The sequence below is a fragment of the Methyloversatilis sp. NSM2 genome (assembly GCF_038066675.1).
Classification (GTDB): domain Bacteria; phylum Pseudomonadota; class Gammaproteobacteria; order Burkholderiales; family Rhodocyclaceae; genus Methyloversatilis; species Methyloversatilis discipulorum_A.
In genome coordinates, this window is record NZ_JBBUKV010000013.1 from 53,216 (window position 1) to 70,876 (window position 17,661).

Sequence of the window (17,661 nt, forward strand, 5' to 3'; positions counted from 1 at the left end):
TCCCGAGGTGCCCGGTCGCCTGCGGCGGCACGACCGGAAAGCCCTTCAGCTTGTTTCATCTGCATGTCAGGCGTGTGACAGCGTCAGTCGCCGGCTTGCGGCTCGCCCCAGCGCGGCAGCAGCGTGTGCGGAACGCGCAGCTGGTCGAGGATGCGGGCGACCACGAAATCGACCAGATCGGCGATTTCGCGCGGCTGCTGGTAGAAGCCGGGCGAGGGCGGCAGGATGACCGCACCGTTGCGCGACAGACTCAGCATGTTTTCCAGGTGCAGCGTCGAGAAAGGCGTTTCGCGCGGCACCAGGATGAGGGTGCGGCGTTCCTTCATGACCACGTCGGCGGCGCGTTCGATCAGGTTGGACGCCAGACCGTGCGCGATCGCGGCCAGCGTGCCCATCGAACACGGGCACACGACCATGGCATCGGGCGGGTTCGAACCGGAGGCCGGCGGGCAGTTCCAGTCCTCGCGGCCGAACACTTCGAGCTGACCCGGCGCGGCGTTGAAGCGGGCCGACAGTTCGCGTGCCGCCTGTTGCGGATTGGCCGGCAGCACGACATCCATCTCCTGCCGGGCAACGATCTGTGCCACCTGCGAGTACACCAGCCAGACGCGGCAGCCGGCGGCCAGCAACATTTCGGTCAGGCGCAGGCCGTAGGGCATGCCGGAGGCGCCGGTCAGCGCGACGAGTATGGTGGGCGGTCGGGGCGTCGAGCTCATGCCGCATTGTCCCGCAACAGCCGGTCGGCGACCACGCCGTTGACGATGCCGAACACCAGCGCGGCGGCGAAGAACACCGGCGCCAGATTGAACAGGCCGTCGTGCGGCACCAGCCACAGCCGCGCCAGCACCAGCTGGCCACCGATGTGGGCGAAGGCGGCCGCGACCGACCGACCGACCGGACCCAGCCAGCGCCAGGGCAGCGCCTGCAGCGCGCCGAGCACGGCCAGACTGACCAGCGCGCCGGTGGCGGCGAGGAAAAAACCGGGCGCGAGGAACTGCCCGGCCAGCAGACTGCCGGCGATTACCCGCAGCACGCTGACCCAGGCGGCGTCGCGCCAGCCGTGGCGGGCGAGCACGATGAGGATGACGATGTTGGCCAGCCCCGGCTTCACACCCGGCAGCGGGCTGGGAATTGCCGCCTCTATCAGCGATGCGGCGATCGCTGCGGCGGCATAGCGCGCCAGGCGACGGTCGCGCGCACTCGGCTGAACCTCGACCGCGGTGCTCATCAGAACGCCACCGTGTCCTGCGCACTGTCCGGTCCGGCCAGTTGCAGCGAAATGTGGCTGGGTGCGCAGACCGCGACCGCGCCGGCGCGCGTCAGCCAGCCCTGATGCACGCAGTACTGGCGCGGGCCCGGGTCGGCGGCAACGCGGGCGCGACCCGGCTCGACCTCGATCACGGTTTCGCCCTGCGCGGCCAGCGCGCCGGCGATGGCGACGCGATGCGTACCGTTCAGCGGTATTTCGGCGACGATGCGGCCGTCTAGGCGCACCTGAGCCAACGTCGGCGCAGCCTGGCCCCACTGCGCCGCGGTGGTGGCGACGGTTGCGGCCAGGCCGGCTGCGATCATCAGCCAGTCACCGGGCCGCAGGCGCGTCATTTGCCGCTCGAAGCCAGCGAACGGTGACGCAACAGCACGCGCGCTTCCTTGCGGAAGTGTTCGGCCAGCCACTGCGTCATGTAGACCGAACGGTGCTGGCCGCCGGTACAGCCGATGGCCACTGTCAGATAGCTGCGGCTGTCCTTGATGTAGCAGGGCAGCCAGTCGTGCACGAAACGGGCAATGTCGTCGCGCATGCGCAGCACGTCCGGACTGCGCTCCAGATAGTCGATCACCGGCTGATCGCAGCCGGTCTGCGGACGCAGGATCGGGTCGTAGTGGGGATTGGGCAGGCAGCGCACGTCGAACACCAGATCGGCGTCGAGCGGGATGCCATGCTTGAAGCCGAAGGATTCGAACATCAGCGTCAGGCCGGAGCCCTCGTCGATCTGCACCAGCTCGCGCACCCATTTGCGCAGCACTGCCGACGGCAGGTCGCTGGTATCGATGCGGTGACCGAGCGCGACGATGGGTTCGAGCAGATCGCGTTCGCGGCGGATCGCTTCGGCCAGCGAGGTCTGGTCGTCGCCCAGCGGGTGGCGCCGCCGCGTCTCGGAAAAGCGCGCGATCAGCGCGTCGTCGCGCGCATCCAGAAAAAGCGTCTGCAGTTCGGTGCCGTTGCGCAGCACGCCCATCATCGGCGGCAACGCGCTCATGCTCTTGCCCGAGCGCACGTCGACCGCGACCGCGACGCGACTGTAGCCGGCGTCACGCAGATGGCCGACCAGTTGCGGCAGCAGCGGCGCGGGCAAATTGTCGACACAAAAAAATCCGGCGTCCTCCAGCACGTTGAGCGCAACGCTCTTGCCCGAGCCGGACATGCCGCTGATCAGTACCAGGCGCATCGCGCCGCGTCTCGTTTCATTCACGTGGCTTACCTGCGAAAAAGCGTGTTCATGCAAACAACATGGTTGACACTGGGTCTGAGGAAACTACGCTGAATGAGTGCGGTCGGAAAGCACGCAGCATCCGAATGCTGCCTCATGTGCTGCCCGACTGCATCCGATTCAGGATGTGGCGTGTAGCAGGGCAATCCGACCGGAGGTGTTCACCATGCGATATCTCAGACTCCAGCGCAGCCAGGCCAATCGTCGCCGTGCCGAGCGCGAAGCCGAGCGAGCCGCACTCCAGTCGCGCTCACAGCCGGCCCAGGGCGCACCGGGTTCGCGCGATGCGCCGGCGCCTGACGGCAGTACCAGCGAGCCGCGGCGGCGACGCGAAAACTGAAGGTCGGTTTGTTGCTCACTCGGCTGCCGGCGCCACGCGCCGGTGGCCCTGCGTTTCCCGTTCGCGGATGCGCTCGAGTATCTGCAGCCGCACTTCATCAGTGGTCGAGCCCCAGCAGGCGATTTCGTCGCGCGAGCGCAGGCAGCCGACACAGATGCCGAGCTGTCGGTCGAGTGTGCACACGCCGGTGCAAGGTGATGCAACCATCTATTCCGTCCTGTAGGCGCGCGCGACGCGCGACGCCACCTGTCTGTCCAGCCGGTCGCTGACCCAGCGCGCGGCGCCGACCAGCTTCCCGAGATCCACGCCGGTGACGACACCGGCACCTTCCAGCATATACACCACGTCCTCGGTTGCCACATTGCCGCTGGCACCCGGTGCGAACGGGCAACCGCCCAGGCCGCCAACCGAGGCGTCGAACACCGTCACGCCGGACTGCAGTGCAGCGTACACATTCGCCACGCCCATGCCCCAGGTATCGTGGAAGTGACCGGCCAGCCGGTGCACCGGCACCCGCACCGACACCGCGTCGATCAGCCGCCGGATCTGCTCCGGTGTGCCGATGCCGGTGGTGTCGCCCAGACTGACCTCGTGACAGCCCATGTCGATCAGCTGCAGGGCCATGTCGGCGACGATGCCGGCGGCCATAGGTCCTTCGTACGGACAGCCGATCACGCAGGACAGGTAGCCGCGTACCCGCACATTGCTGTCCAGCGCGCGCCGCGCCACCGCACGCAGGCGCGCCATCGATTCGGCGATGCTGCAGGCGGTATTGCGCTGCGAAAACGTTTCCGACACCGCGGCGAAGACGGCGATGTCGCGGCAGCCGGCTTCCAGCGCGGCGTCCAGTCCGGTGTCGTTCGGCACCAGGCAGGGGTAGCTCACGCCACTGCTGCGCGGCAGACGTTTCATCAGTTCGCCGCTGCCCGCCATGTTCGGCACGCGCTTGGGCGACACGAATGCGCCTGCTTCGATATCGACCAGGCCGGCGTCGACCAGTTTGGCGATCAGCGCCAGCCTGTCGTCGACGGACAGTGCGACGCGTTCGTTCTGCAGGCCGTCGCGCGGCCCTACCTCGACGATGCGTACGCGGGCGGGCAGCGCGCCCATCACGTCGTCCCGGCCGGCACCCAGCCGGGACGGCGGCGAGCGAACAGCGCGTCCAGCCCCTCCTGCGCCTCGGCGCCGGTATCGATGCGGTTTTCCATCTCGACCGCGTGATCGAGCGTTTTCTCGTCGGCGCGCGGCCGGCCGAGTGCGCGCACCAGCAGCTTGATCTGCTGCTGCGCACGCGGGCCGCCGAGAAGCAGCGCGTCGACCACCTCGCCGACGGCGTCGTCCAGGTGTTCGGCCGAGGCGACGATTTCCGACAGCAGGCCGATACGGTAGGCCTCGGACGCGGAAAAGCGCTCGCCGGTCAGGAAGTAGCGGCGTGCCCGTGCCGGGCCGATGGCGGCCATCACATAGGGCGCGATCACCGCGGGCACCTGGCCGGTGCGCACCTCGTCGAAGGCGAAGTGGGCGTCGAAACTGGCGATGGCGACATCGCAGGCAGCGATCAGACCGGCCCCGAGGCCGATCGCCGGGCCCTGCACGCGGGCCACCACCGGCCGTATGCACTCGCTCAGCGTGCGCATCAGCCGCGCCGCCAGTGCCGGCTCGACGGCCATCAGACCGCTGCGTTCGAGCTCCATCGGGTCGGCGCCGATGCTGAAGCTGTCACCCAGCGCCGACAGCACCAGCAGGCGCACATCGGCGTGCGCGACCATGTCGTCGATGGCCGCGATCAGCGATTCGGCGAGCGACGCATCGAGCAGATTGTGGTGGTCCGGCCGGTTAAGCGTGACGATGCCGATGCCGTCGACGATTTCGGTCAGCACCAGCGCATTCGGGTCCCGCATCAAGGTGCCGCCCCCTGCACCAGATGGCTGCCGAGCGCGCGCAGCGGCGCGCCCAGTTCGAAGCCCGGCATGACCACCTCGTCATCGACCGCATACAGCTGGCAGGGCAGACCCTGTGCCTCGCAGGCGGCGATCGCTTCGCTGGCTGCGTCGTCGCCGGCGTTCCACGCCCAGTCGCCGTTCATGTTCAGCGCGAACGCGCGCGGGCGCAGCGTGACCTGCAGGAAGCGGCCGTAGCCGGCGCGTCCGCCCTCGTTGAGCAGCGGCACCGCCTCGATCAGGTCGACCGGCCGCAGCCAGGCGGTCGGCTCTGTGGCATGGACGGTGCACGGCAGCAGCGCGGCAATGCAGGTCAGCAGCGGGCGGTTCCAGTCAGCCTTCATGCGGTTTCACTCCCGGTCGTCACGCCGGCCGCCAGCCGGTCGAGCAGGCGGATCGGATCTTCGTCTGAAATGATCAGCTGCCGGTGCGGCGCGCTGAGAAAACCCTCACGGGTCGCCTGGTCGAACATGGCGAGCAGCGGATCGAAATAGCCGGCCACGTTGAGCAGTCCACAGGGTTTATGGTGCAGCCCCAGTTGCGCCCAGGTGAGAATTTCGCACAGTTCGTCCAGAGTGCCAAAGCCGCCGGGGGCGGCGATGAACAGATCGGACAGATCGGCCATCAGCGCCTTGCGTGTGTGCATGCTGTCGACCACGTGCAGTTGCGTCAGGTTGGCGTGCGCCACCTCGCGTTCGAGCAGATGCTGCGGGATGACGCCGATCACCTCGCCGCCCGCGTCGAGCGCGGCGTCGGCGATCAGACCCATCAGGCCGATGTTGCCGCCGCCATAGACCAGACCATGGCCACGCACGGCGAGCAGCGTGCCGAGGATGTGCGCCGTTTCTGCATAGATCGGGGAATCACCGCTGCGTGAACCGCAGAAGACACAGACACGCATGTGTGCAACCGGAAGTCGGAAATCGGGAGAGCGAAGTATGCACGCGCGGCGCGCGTAGGGGCAGGGTGGATCGCCGCTTCAGTCTATGAACTTGGCCTTCACGACGCGCCATTCCTGCGGGCCGTCCAGCGTGCGCGAACAGCCCAGCGGTACCGGCTCGGCACCCGGCTTCATTTCGGTCTTGGACCGGTCGCCGGTGCCCACGCCCATGTGGTAGCGGTCCAGCCACACCATCACGGTGCGGCTCGGGTGGCTGTTGCCGACCAGCAACTGCACCGAATTGCGCGAGACGCAGCTGGCGGCGAAATCCTGGCTGAAGGTGACGAACCGGGTCGGGTCCTCGTCCTCCGCCCGCACGGGCAGGGTCATCAGCAAGGCCAGCAGGGTGATCGCAGCGCGCATGGGTCTCCTCCGTTATCGGCTTATGGGTCTGTGATGCGGTAACGCGCGGGGCGTTCCGTCGCCGACGCGCGAGTGTAGCAACAGGCTGACGTCGCACTTGATATTGCACTGCACAATGAGCCGCGTTTCAGGTTACCATTCAAGCACTTCAGTATCCTGGCCCACACCGACCGCCGTGTCCGCCCACGATCCCGTTCTCGAACCGCATCCCGCGACCGCGCCGCAACCCGGCCGGCTCGCGCCGGTGGTGCGCGGCGTGCACTGGCTGCGCATGCCGGTCGCCTTCGCGCCCGGTCATGTAAACGTCTGGGCGATCGAGGACCAGGACGAGCATGGCCCCTGCTGGACCCTGGTCGATGCCGGCTTCCCCGACGACGCGACGCGCGCCAACTGGCTGCAGGCGCTGTCCGGCGACCTGGCCGGCCGTCCCGTGCGGCGCATCCTGATCACCCATTGCCATCCGGACCACTTCGGTCTGGGCGACTGGCTCGCCGAACAGACCGGCGCCCGCATCTGGATGTCGCTCGGCGAGTACCTGACCGCGCAGGCATGGTTCGGTGACACGCCGGCATCCGGCATCGATCTCATGGCGGACTTCTTCCGTCAGCATGGTCTGCCGCCCGCGCAGACCGAAGCGATGCAGCTCGAAGGCAGGCGCTATCGGCGTACCGTAGGTTCGGTGCCGGTGGCGATGCGCCGCATCCTGCCCGGCGAGGTGATCACCATCGGCGACGACGCCTGGGAGGCGCTTGTCGGCCACGGTCACTCGCCCGAGCATCTTTCGTTCTACCGCGCGCACGACCCGGTGCTGATCGCCGGCGACATGCTGCTGCCCACCATTTCACCGAACACGCCGACGCTGCCTTTCGAACCCGAAACCGACGCCGTCGGTCAGTACCTCGATTCGATCGAACGTTTCCGCACGCTCGCTGCGGCTACCGTCGTGCTGCCGGCGCACGGCGACCCGTATCGCGGCGTGGTTGCCCGCGTCGATGCCTTGCGCCTGCACCACGACAAGCGCCTCGCCCAGATCGCCGCGCTGTGCGACGAGCCGCGGCACGCCTTCGAATTGCTGCCGCGCCTATTCAAGCGCGAACTCGACAGTTTCCAGACCCGGTTTGCCATGGGAGAGGTGATCGCTCACCTGAACCATCTGTGGCAAGCCGGACAACTGCGCCGCCTGCCCGGGCAGGACGGCGTGATCCGCTTTACCCAGCCTTGAACCAGCCCAGGGGGAGACCATGAACAAGCCAGCCGCCAAAGACGCCAAGCCCGCAGAACCCGCCACCCTGCCGGACCCCGCCGAAGTCGCGAAGACCTACGCCGAAGTGGCGGAGCGCGCGAGCAAGCTGCTCGGCGAACACGTGCAGCGGCAACTGAAGCGCGGCGTCACGCCGCCGGCCGACGAACTGGGCATCGCCCAGGCCTTCATGGACATGACCTCGCGTCTGCTGTCCAACCCGTACAAGCTGGCGCAGGCACAGATGGGTCTGGTGTGGGATTACTACACGCTGTGGCAGCAGTCGATGCTGAAGTTCATGGGCGTCGATGCGGCGCCGGTGGTCACCCCGGTCAAGGGCGACAACCGCTTCCGCGGCGAGGAGTGGGAAAGCCACTTCCTGTTCGATTTCTTCAAGCAGAGCTACCTGATCGCCGCCCGTCACATCCACGACGTCGTCAGCAACGTCGAGGGCATGGACGATCACACGCTGCAGAAGGTCAACTTCTTCACCCGCCAGACCATCAACGCCTTCAGCCCGAGCAACTTCGCGCTGACCAACCCCGAAGTGCTGCGCGAAACCGTGCGCAGCCACGGCCAGAACCTGCTGCGCGGCTTCAACAACCTGCTGCGTGACATCGAGGACGGCGACGGCCAGCTGCGCGTGCGCATGACCGACACCTCGGCCTTCGAACTGGGCCGCAACGTTGCCACGACGCCGGGCAAGGTGGTGGCCGAGAACGCGCTGATGCAGCTGCTGCAGTTCAACCCGACCACCGACAAGCAGTTCAAGCGTCCGCTGCTCATCGTGCCGCCGTGGATCAACAAGTACTACATCCTCGACCTGCGCGAATCGAACAGCTACATCAAGTGGGCCACCGACCAGGGCCACACCGTGTTCGTCATTTCCTGGGTGAACCCGGACGAGAAGCTGGCCCAGCTCACCTTCGAGGACTACGTGCACCAGGGCCCGCTGGCCGCGCTCGACATGATCGAGAAGCACACCGGCGAAACCGAGGTGAACGCGGCCGGCTACTGCCTGGGCGGCACGCTGCTGGCGACCACGCTGGCCTACCTCGCCGGCAAGAAGCAGAAGCGCATCGCCAGCGCCACCTTCTTCACCACGCTGATCGACTTCTCGGAGCCGGGCGAACTGGGCGTGTTCATCGACGAGAAGGCGGTCGAGGGCCTGGAAAAGAAGATGTTCGAGCGCGGCTACCTCGAAGGCAGCGAAATGGCCGGCACCTTCAACATGCTGCGTTCGAATGACCTGATCTGGTCCTTCGTCGTCAATAACTACCTGATGGGTCGCGAGCCTTTCCCGTTCGACCTGCTGTACTGGAACTCGGACTCGACCCGCATGCCGGCCTGCATGCACAGCTTCTATCTGCGCCAGATGTACATCCAGAACAAGCTGCGCGAGCCGGGCGGCATCACCGTGCTGGGCGAGCCGATCGACATCCGCAAGATCAAGGTGCCGGTGTACTTCGTGTCGGCCATCGAGGACCACATCGCGCCGTGGAAGAGCACCTATCTCGGCGCCCAGCTGGTGTCGGGCCCGGTGCGCTTCGTGCTCGGCGGATCCGGCCACATCGCCGGCATCGTCAATCCGCCTGCGGCCAACAAGTACGGCTACTGGACCAACCCCGGCGTGAAGCTGGCGGGTGATGCCGACGAGTGGTTCAACGGCTGCACCCAGCACCCGGGTTCGTGGTGGACCGACTGGCAGGAATGGGTGAGCGCGCAGGACGCGGACACCGTGCCGGCCCGTGACCCGGCCAAGGGCAAGCTGAAGCCGATCGAAGACGCGCCGGGCCGTTTCGCCAAGCTGCGTCTGGACACGATGAAGAAGTGATCACGCCGCCGCGTGCCTGACCGGTCCTGAAAGCCGACGCCGCGCACACAGGAAGCACCCTCGCACCGTCGCCGGAGCAGGGGTTCTGTGGGAGGGGTCTTCCGACCCCGACAGCGGCGGAGAGCAGTGCGCGGCGCCGGTTTCAGGCCCCGTCGGCAGCGATCGCTGCCTCCCGCAGAGATCCTTCGCACCGCACTGTGCAGAAGACCGTGGGAGCGAGCTTGCTCGCGATTGCGGCCTGGATCGAAGCCAGCGGCCGGCGACCGCCGCGTCGCGGCCAAGGCCGCTCCCACAGGGGGCCACCCGCACCGTCGCCGGAGCAGGGGTTCTGCGGGAGGGGTCTTTCGACCCCGACAGCGGCGGCGAGCAGTGCGCGGCGCCGGGTAAAGGCCTCGTCGGCAGCGATCGCTGCCTCCCGCAGAGGTCCTTCGCACCGCACTGTGCAGAAGACCGTGGGAGCGAGCTTGCTCGCGATTGCGGCCTGGATCGAAGCCGGCGGTTGGCAGCGGCCGTGTCGCGGCCAAGGCCGCTCCCACGGGATCGCGCCTGGTCAGAGGGTGTCGGGCGGCGGGGCGTAGCCAGTGATCAGTTCCAGCAGCTCGGCCTCGTTGTAGGGCTTGCCGAGGTAGTGGTTCACGCCGATCTCGCGCGCGTAGGTCTTGTGCTTTTCCGCCGTACGCGAAGTGATCATGATGATGGGGATAGCCTTCGTGCGTGCATCGGCACGCACGTTGCGCGTCAGGTCGAAGCCGTCCATGCGCGGCATTTCGATGTCCACCAGCATCACGGCCGGCTCGGTGTCGATCAGCTTTTCCAGCGCATCCACGCCGTCCTTCGCGGTCACCACGCGATAGCCCTCGCGCTCCAGCAGACGGCTGGTCACCTTGCGCACGGTCAGCGAGTCATCCACCACCATGATCAGCGGCGCTTCGACCGCCTGCGCCACCGGTGCCATCGTGCGCACCGGCTCGTCAGCTGACGTCGCGCGCAGCAGTTCGCTGCGGTTGCGCGCGGCGATCGCCACCGGGTTGATGATCAGCGTCACCTCGCCGTCCGGCAGCACGGTAGCACCGGAAATGCCGACCAGCTTCGACAGCTGCGGGCCGACCGGCTTCACCACCACTTCCTGGTTGCCGCGCAGCGCATCGACTTCCAGCGCCATGAATTCGTGGCCGCTGTTGATCAGCAGCGCCCAGCTGCCGGGCACCGGCTGGCTGTGACCGTCGCCGAGCAGGCGCGGCAGGTACTGGTAGCGGTAGTGCGTGCCCAGCCAATCCTGTCCGCCCGCCTCGCGCAGCGCCTCGCCGGCGTCGCCCTTCAGTTCGCGTGCGTGCTGCACCATCGACGACGGAATCGCATAGGTTTTGCCGGCGCTGCTTACCAGCACCGACTGCGTGACCGCCAGCGTCATCGGCAGCGACAGCCGGAAACGCGTGCCGTGGCCGGTTTCGCTCGTGGTTTCGATGCGACCGCCGAGTGCGGTGGTCGCGTTCTTCACCACGTCCATGCCGACGCCGCGGCCGGCCAGCTCGGATACCGCTGCCGCGGTCGAGAAGCCCGGTTCGAAGATCAGCCCGGTCAGACGGCGCTCGTCGACCGTCTCGTCCGGCGCGATCAGGCCGCGCTCGACACCGCGCGCGCGGATGCGGTCGAAGGCGAGGCCGGCGCCGTCGTCGGCCAGTTCGATCACCACTTCGTTGGTCTGCTGGGTCAGCGTGATCACGATTTCGCCGGTTTCCGACTTGCCGGAGGCGGCGCGCGCCTCGCGCGACTCGATGCCGTGGGCCACCGCGTTGCGCAGCAGGTGCTCGATCGGACCGGTCATCTGTTCCAGCACTTCGCGGTCCAGCTCGATCTGCGTGTTGCGCAGTTCGAGGTTCACCTTCTTGCCCAGCTCCTTGGCCGACTGCCGGGCGACCCGGTAGAGCCGGTCTTCAAGCGTCGAGAACGGCACCATGCGCACCGACATCAGCGCCTGCGACAGCTCGCGGTTCAGCCGCGCCTGCGACTGGATTGCGGTGTCGGCGGCGTCGAGGTTGCGCACCAGGTTGTACTGCACGGTGGTCACGTCGGACAGGCTCTCGGTCATCAGCCGTGACAGTTCCTGCAGTCGCGTGAAGCGGTCCATCTCCAGCGGGTCGAACTGTTCGTGATGTGCTTCGGCCGCCGCCATGCGCGACTGCATCTGGCTTTCGGCGTGGATCTCGATTTCGCGCAGCTGGCCGCGCAGACGCTGCACGTTTTCGGTCAGGTCGTTCAGCGAGCCGCGCAGCGCGCGCAGTTCGCCCTCGATACGGGTGCGCGCGATGCTCATTTCGCCGGCTTCGTTCACGAAGCGGTCGACCATGTCGGAACGCACGCGCACCGTGGGCCGCTCGCGCACCGTACCGGCATCGTCGTCGCCGGCAGCCGGCACCGCCTGGGTGCCGTCGGCGTCCGTGCTTGCGACTTCGTGCGGCTCGCCGGTTTCCCCGCGTTCCAGCCGGGCGACCAGTTCCTCGCAGCGGTCGTAGGCCATTTCGAGTTCGTCGAGCACGGCCGGGCGTTCGTCGGCACTGCAGGGCGCTTCGATCACGCCCTCCATGCTGTGCACCAGATCGCCGAAGCGCATGACGCCGGCCATGCGCGCGCTGCCCTTCAGCGTGTGCAGCTGACGGCGCAGCACGTCGGAGGCCGACAGCTGCTCCGGCTCTTCACGCCATGCGCGCAGTTCGTGGCCGATATCGCGCAGCAGGTCGTGCGCTTCCTCGATGAAGATGGGCAGCAGCTGCGGGTCGATATCGTCGGCGACGCGCGGTGCGTCCGCGGTTTCGGCGGCGCTACGCGACGCTGCGCTGCGCAGGCTGTCGGCCGCGGTTGGCAGATCGCTGGTCTGCGGCAGCACGTATTCGTCCGGCAGCGCCACCTTCTCGAAGCGCATGTCTTCGTCCGCCAGCGCTTCGTCGAGCACGATGTCGTCGGTGGCCGTCACGGCCTCTGCCGCCTCCTCGGGCGACAAGTCGAGCGCCGGCTCTTCGAGCAGCGGGACGTCCGCCGCGGGCAGTTCGGCGTCGGCCTCAGGCGCCGAGTTCTCATCGACCGCTTCGGCCGCTTCGGCCGCCGGTTCGGGCTCGGGCTGAGTATTGCCGTCCGCGTCGAGGCCGCAGCGGAAGCCGTCGCGGTCGCTCAGTACCGAACGGGCGCCGCTTTCGATCGGGGTGATTCCGTCGATGTTCGCGGCGCCGACGTCCAGATCCGGGGCGGAAGGGAGGTCGTGGCTGCCGGCCGGCAGTTCCAGCACCGGCAACTCGACGGCCGGGCGGGTGTGGAAGAACAGCGCGTCGAGCTGTTCGACCAGGGCCGGCGCAGCATGCGCCTGACCACCGTCGGCGATCGCGCCGACCTGGCTTTCGAGCGTGCTGGCGGCGGTGTTCAGCAGCGCCGATTCGTGGTCGGCCGGCGGCTCGCCGTGGGCTTCGCAGCGGCTCAGTGCGTGCTCGAGCGCCTTCGCCAGCGCGCTGATGTCAGGCTGGCCGACGGTCAGCGAAATGCCGCCCAGCGTGTGCGCGGCGATCAGGCTGTCCTGTGTCGGCAGCAGCGACGGATTCACGTGCAGGCGGGCAAGTTCGCGCCGCAGCGTGGCCAGATGGCCGCGCGCCTCGGCGACGAACAGGTCGAACAGCGTGCGGTCGGTGCCGGCGTCCAGTGCGAGATCTTCGGCGTCGACGTCGGCCGTGATATCGATCGCTTCCGGGCTGTCGATGACGGCCTCGGCTTCGCTGGCGACGGGCAGGCCGAGGTCCAGATCGAGATCGAAGTCGGGGGCGGTTGCCTCGACCACCTGCGGCGCGTCGTCCAGTTCGATGACGCCTGCTGCCGTGTCGGCCTCGTCGAGATTGAAATCGAGGTCCATGTCGAGCTCGATGTCGAGCGCGTTCTCGTCCGGCGCTGCGGCCGCCTCGATGGTGACCGGCGCGGCCGGGGCCGCTTCGCTGTCCTCCGGCTCGCCGCCGAACAGCGCCGCGCAGGCGGGCGGCAGCCAGCCGTGCTCGGGCGTGACGGTGTTGCCGTCGGCCAGCTGTTCGACCCAGCCGGCGAACAGGTCGCGCGCGCGGTCGAGCAGGTCGAACAGCTCAGGTGTGCCGTCGCGCTCGCTGGACAGCCAGCGGTTCATCACCTGCTCGATCGCGTAGGCGCTTTCGCCGAGGTCGCGCAGGCCGACCATGCGGCCGCTGCCCTTCAGCGTGTGGAAGCCACGGCGCAGCGCAGTCAACAGCTCCTGGCTGTGCGGCGCCTGACGTGCGGCGGCAGTGCCTGAGGCGATGTTGTCGAGAACTTCGCGTGCTTCCTCGATGAAGATTTCGAGCAGTTCGGCATCGAACTCCTCCTGGCTGGCTTCGGCCAGACGCACCGTGTCGGCAGACGGCGCCAGCGATTCGACCGGGGCTTCGGCCAGCGCCTGCACCGCATCGGCCACCGCATCGTCGCCGGCCTTGAGCGCGGCCAGCGTTTCGGTCACCCGCTTTTCCAGCTTTTCGTCGGCCAGCAGTTTGGCGTCCTGGCGGATGGTTTCGAGCGACTGCTGCAGTTCGTCGCGCGTGCGCTCGTCGGCGTCGCCGTGCGCCAGCCGGTCGAGCAGCTGGGTCGCCTCGTTGCGCCGCGCTGCCAGTTCCGACTCGACGCTGGCTTCGTCCGCCTCGGTCGGCGCGTCGCCGGCCGCTGGTGCGCTGCCGCGTGGGTTCAGGATGGCGTCCAGATCGGCCGGGCCGTACTGCAGCTTGTCCACGAAGAAGCCGAGGCCGGACAGCTGGTGCGCCAGCGCCTCGAATTCGCCCTCAACGGCGACGTGGTCGGGTTGCGCCATGCGGGCGATCTGCTGCGCGCAGCGCCGCACCAGCGACACCGCGGCGTCCTGCCCCAGCATGTTCAGCGCGCCTTCCACCTGCTTCAGCGGCGCGGCCAGCGCAGCCAGTTCGGCCGCCTTGGCGGGATTGCGGAAGTAGGCGTCGAGCTGCTGTTCGACCTCGGTCAGGCTGGCCAGAATTTCGCGCGCGACCTGCCCCATGAACAGCCGCTCCTGGGCGCGGCGCGACATTTCGTCGAACAGCGGAATCTGCATCGCCGGCAGTGTTTCGCCGCGACGAGCGCGCGCCAGGCGGTCGATCAGCGTATCGACCTGGGCCGGCAGGTCGTCGCTCTGGGCGCGGCTGAACTGCTCGACCAGTGCGTCCATCACCAGCAGTGCGGTGGCGACTTCCATCGCCAGGTTTTCCTGGTGCTGCAGCGGATCGCGCCGCAGCCACTGACCGAGGTCGAGCAGTGCCGCGGCGAGCCGGGCGAGGTCGGGCTGACCGACGCGCGCCGCCGACGCGACCATGGATTCGCACTGTTCGTGGAACTGCGGCAGCGCCACGGCGGCGCCGGACGAGAAGCGCGTCCACGCCTCCTTGGCCTGACCGAGCGACTCGCGCAGTGCGGCGAGCGCCGGACGCAGCGCGGCGATGTCGTCGCGCGTGTCGGCGTCGGTGGCCAGCAGCGTGTCCAGCCGATAGGTGTCGCGCACCGCGCGCAGTGCAGGCGTCGGGTGTTCGGCGGTGGCAATGAAGTACAGCGAGTCACGCATCAGCCGCTCGGCCACGCCGCGCGAGCCTTCGAGCAGGCGGCGCATCTGCACGTCGATGCGTGCGCACAGCCGCTTGATGAAGAAATCGCCCTGGATGGCGCCCTGCGCCATGCCGTCGAACAGCGCGCCAGCGACCCACCAGAAGGCGCGCGTGGCCGGTGCGGTCTGCGTCTGTTCGATCGCGCCGACGGCCTGGCGCATCTGCAGCAGGCCGTCGCGGTCGTCACGCAGGAAGCGCAGCAGGCCGCGTTCGAACTGGCTGCGCGCACTGCGCAATGCGCGCGCGCGATCCAGCGGCGACAGCGCCGCGGCGGCGGATGGTGCCGGCGGCGGGCGCAGCGTCAGATCGGGGAAGAACAGTTCCGACGGCGCCACCACGGCTTCGCCGCGCAGCGCCATCAGGTCGCGGTAGAGCGACATCAGCCGCATCGGCTGGTCGCTGCCACCGGCTACCAGTTCGTCCAGGTGGGTGCGGATCGCGGCGATGGCGCGCAGCGCGACAGCACCGGCGGTGCCGGTGTCGACGAGCCGGCCACCGTGCCAGTCGGCCAGTGTCTGTTCGAGCGCGTCGCAGAAATGGGTCAGGCCATCGAGACCGACGATGGCCAGCGCGCCGCGCGCCTGGTGCAGGTGGGTCTGGGCGAATTTCAGTGCTTCGGCGCCGCTGCCGTGCTGACCGTCACCGAGTGCCTCGGCGGCGCGCACGAGGGCGAGGTCGATCTCGCCGCGGACCCAGATCAGCGGGCCCAGATCCTGTTCGCTGGTAGAGGTGTTCATACCTTGAAGCCCGCGACCGAGCCCTTGAGTTCAGCGGCGAGGTCCGCCAGCTGGCCGATGGACACCGCGGTCTGCTTGGTGCCGACCGTGGTCTGCTCCGTGATGCGCAGGATGCCCTGCATGCCCTGCGCCACGCGTGTGGCCTGTTCCGCCTGAACCTGGGCGGACGACGAAATGCGTTCGATCAGCTGCGCCAGTTCCGACGACACGGTCGAAATCTCGCCCAGTGCCTGACCGGCAGCGTCGGACAGGCGTGCCCCCTCGACCACGCCGCGGGTCGAGTTTTCCATCGCCGCCACGGCGTCCTGGGTGTCGGTCTGGATGGTGCGGACGATGGCGGCGATCTGCTTGGTCGCCTCGGCCGAACGTTCGGCCAGACGCTGCACTTCCTCCGCCACCACCGTGAAGCCGCGACCGGCTTCGCCGGCACTCGCGGCCTGGATGGCCGCGTTCAGCGCGAGCACGTTGGTCTGTTCGGTAATGTCGGAAATGAGCTCGACGATCTCGCCGATCTCCTGCGACGATTCGCCCAGCCGCTTGATACGCTTCGACGTTTCCTGGATCTGTTCGCGGATGTCGTTCATGCCGCGGATCGAGTTCGACACCGCGGTCGAGCCGTTCTGCGCCGCGGCCAGGGACTGACGCGCCACCTGCGCCGAGCGTGTCGCCTCCTGCGACACCATATTCATCGACTGCGCCATCGCCAGCACCGACTGGCCGGATTCGGTCACTTCGCGCGACTGCTTTTCGGCCGCCGTCAGCAACTGGGTCGAGATGCGCTGCGCGGTTTCCGACGCCTCGGTCACGCGGCCGGCGGCGTCGTTGATCCGCTTCACCAGCACCGACAGTTCCTCGATCGTGTAATTGACCGAGTCGGCGATGGCGCCGGTGATGTCTTCCGACACCGTCGCGCGCACCGTCAGGTCACCGTCGGCGAGGTCGCCCATCTCGTTCATCAGCCGCAGGATGGCCTGCTGCGTCATGTCCTTCTCGCGCTTCGCTTCCTCGCGCGAACCTTCGGCCTGCAGACGCTGTTCGTTCTGGTCCTCGTTGTAGGCGCGCACCATCAGGAAGACGCTGACCAGAGCCAGCAGCACGCACAGCGCGCCGGCACCGGCCAGGGCCAGCCGCCCCTCGCGTTCGGCGACGTAGCCGGCGCCCAGTTCATCCGTCAGTTTCGACAGCGTCGCCGCCTCGGCGAGCACGGCAGCACCGGCCTTGCGTGCGCCAGCCAGCGCTTCGGGTTTGTCGAGCTCACCGGCCAGCACGCCGAGCGGGCGGTCGATCACGGCGCGCGCGCTGCTGAAGGTGTCGCGCGCCGCGCCTTCGGCCAGCGTCTCGATCTGCTGCGCGGCGTCGCGCAGCGCTGGCACGCTGCGGGCGAGCGTCGCCGGTGCGTCGGCCGCGGTCGCGTGCGCGCCAGCCTGCACCTGACTGAGCACGGTGGCGAAGCTGTGGAACAGGTTGCCGTCCTTGCCGGCCCGCACGACTGCGGTCTGCGCTGCCGCCGCGGCCAGCGCCGGCGCCTGCTGGTCGAGCGCGCGGGCGGCGTCGCCGAGCGCGCGCAGCGCCTTTTCCTGCGCCAGCACGGCCGATACGTTCTGATCGAAGCCTGACCAGGCCGCGTCGAGCTGCTGCAGCGACCCCTGCACCGCACCGGAACTGGCCGGCACGTCGACACCGTCGATCTCGCCGCCCTGGGTGACGCGGTCGAGCAGCCGGAAGAAGGCGTCACGCGAGGCGGCCAGTTCGGCGAAGGCGGCCGACTCGCCGGCCAGCGCCTGGTGCGCCGACTTCGCCATGCTCTGGCTCAGCGTGCGCATCTGGCCGGCGGCCGATACATAGCTCGCGTTGTAGCGGGTGATGCGCAAGTCCTGCCAGACAAGGAAGGCGGCGATCACGATGAAGAACAGGAACAGCGTTCCGAGCACGCGTACCTGCTGTTCGAGCGGCAGGTGACCGATCAGCGGCAGGCGTCCGCGCAGGAAACCGAGGGTGCCGCGTGGCGCGGTGGGGGCGCTGCTGCCGTCGGCGGGACGGGCGGATTTCAGTCCTGGGATGTTCAGTGCCATCGGAGCTATTCCTGGAGGGCTGTTCGGTTCTTGGAGGACGGTGTGCTGTCAGCCTCTGCTGCAA

At 68.3% G+C, this 17,661-nt stretch carries 15 protein-coding genes; 3 read left to right on the top strand and 12 right to left on the bottom strand.

The window, feature by feature from the left end; genetic code table 11:
- Nucleotides 1-83 precede the first annotated feature (83 nt).
- The 4 genes from WJU27_RS17095 to rapZ are packed head-to-tail and all read right to left on the bottom strand — an operon-like array spanning nt 84 to nt 2,447.
- Nucleotides 84-716: a flavin prenyltransferase UbiX gene (locus tag WJU27_RS17095; RefSeq protein WP_341422865.1), complete on the bottom strand. Its 633-nt coding sequence runs from the start codon at nt 714-716 to the stop codon at nt 84-86.
- Nucleotides 713-1,228, bottom strand: a complete 516-nt coding sequence (locus WJU27_RS17100; protein WP_341422866.1) for a Gx transporter family protein — start codon at nt 1,226-1,228, stop codon at nt 713-715. Before WJU27_RS17100 ends, WJU27_RS17095 begins: the two co-directional genes overlap by 4 nt.
- Nucleotides 1,228-1,602, bottom strand: a complete 375-nt coding sequence (locus WJU27_RS17105) for a NusG domain II-containing protein (RefSeq protein ID WP_341422867.1) — start codon at nt 1,600-1,602, stop codon at nt 1,228-1,230. Before WJU27_RS17105 ends, WJU27_RS17100 begins: the two co-directional genes overlap by 1 nt.
- Entirely contained in the window at nt 1,599-2,447 is an 849-nt protein-coding gene (gene rapZ / locus WJU27_RS17110) for an RNase adapter RapZ (RefSeq protein WP_020166354.1), read from the bottom strand. The genes WJU27_RS17105 and rapZ overlap by 4 nt, the downstream gene beginning before the upstream one ends.
- Before the next feature lie 208 nt (nt 2,448-2,655).
- Here rapZ and WJU27_RS17115 point away from each other — a divergent pair, with 208 nt between their 5' ends.
- Nucleotides 2,656-2,829 (top strand): hypothetical protein, encoded by a 174-nt coding sequence (locus WJU27_RS17115; RefSeq protein WP_020166353.1) that lies wholly within the window; start codon nt 2,656-2,658, stop codon nt 2,827-2,829.
- Between the two features lie 15 nt (nt 2,830-2,844).
- On the opposite strand, the gene WJU27_RS17120 is transcribed toward WJU27_RS17115, so the two are convergent.
- From WJU27_RS17120 to WJU27_RS17145, 6 genes are all read right to left on the bottom strand, one after another.
- The gene (locus WJU27_RS17120) at nt 2,845-3,036 is read right to left on the bottom strand and encodes a DUF1289 domain-containing protein (RefSeq protein WP_341422868.1); all 192 of its coding nucleotides are present in this window, start codon (nt 3,034-3,036) and stop codon (nt 2,845-2,847) included.
- Nucleotides 3,037-3,939: a hydroxymethylglutaryl-CoA lyase gene (locus tag WJU27_RS17125; RefSeq protein WP_341422869.1), complete on the bottom strand. Its 903-nt coding sequence runs from the start codon at nt 3,937-3,939 to the stop codon at nt 3,037-3,039.
- Nucleotides 3,939-4,730: an enoyl-CoA hydratase-related protein gene (locus tag WJU27_RS17130; protein ID WP_341422870.1), complete on the bottom strand. Its 792-nt coding sequence runs from the start codon at nt 4,728-4,730 to the stop codon at nt 3,939-3,941. Before WJU27_RS17130 ends, WJU27_RS17125 begins: the two co-directional genes overlap by 1 nt.
- Nucleotides 4,730-5,113: a hypothetical protein gene (locus tag WJU27_RS17135; RefSeq protein ID WP_341422871.1), complete on the bottom strand. Its 384-nt coding sequence runs from the start codon at nt 5,111-5,113 to the stop codon at nt 4,730-4,732. Before WJU27_RS17135 ends, WJU27_RS17130 begins: the two co-directional genes overlap by 1 nt.
- On the bottom strand, nt 5,110-5,670 hold the full coding sequence (locus WJU27_RS17140) for an LOG family protein (RefSeq protein ID WP_341422872.1): 561 nt from the start codon (nt 5,668-5,670) through the stop codon (nt 5,110-5,112). The genes WJU27_RS17135 and WJU27_RS17140 overlap by 4 nt, the downstream gene beginning before the upstream one ends.
- Nucleotides 5,671-5,748: 78 nt before the next feature.
- Nucleotides 5,749-6,072, bottom strand: a complete 324-nt coding sequence (locus WJU27_RS17145) for a hypothetical protein (protein ID WP_341422873.1) — start codon at nt 6,070-6,072, stop codon at nt 5,749-5,751.
- Between the two features lie 175 nt (nt 6,073-6,247).
- Here WJU27_RS17145 and WJU27_RS17150 point away from each other — a divergent pair, with 175 nt between their 5' ends.
- Together WJU27_RS17150 and WJU27_RS17155 are read left to right on the top strand one after the other, a co-directional pair.
- Entirely contained in the window at nt 6,248-7,294 is a 1,047-nt protein-coding gene (locus WJU27_RS17150; protein WP_341422874.1) for an MBL fold metallo-hydrolase, read from the top strand.
- A gap of 19 nt (nt 7,295-7,313) precedes the next feature.
- Nucleotides 7,314-9,146, top strand: coding sequence for a PHA/PHB synthase family protein (locus tag WJU27_RS17155; protein ID WP_020166345.1), 1,833 nt, complete (start codon nt 7,314-7,316; stop codon nt 9,144-9,146).
- A 550-nt stretch (nt 9,147-9,696) separates the two neighbouring features.
- On the opposite strand, the gene WJU27_RS17160 is transcribed toward WJU27_RS17155, so the two are convergent.
- Together WJU27_RS17160 and WJU27_RS17165 are read right to left on the bottom strand one after the other, a co-directional pair.
- A complete protein-coding gene (locus WJU27_RS17160; protein WP_341422875.1) occupies nt 9,697-15,525 on the bottom strand; it encodes a hybrid sensor histidine kinase/response regulator in 5,829 nt (1,942 codons plus the stop codon).
- Nucleotides 15,522-17,597, bottom strand: a complete 2,076-nt coding sequence (locus WJU27_RS17165) for a methyl-accepting chemotaxis protein (RefSeq protein ID WP_020166343.1) — start codon at nt 17,595-17,597, stop codon at nt 15,522-15,524. Before WJU27_RS17165 ends, WJU27_RS17160 begins: the two co-directional genes overlap by 4 nt.
- Nucleotides 17,598-17,661: the final 64 nt, after the last annotated feature.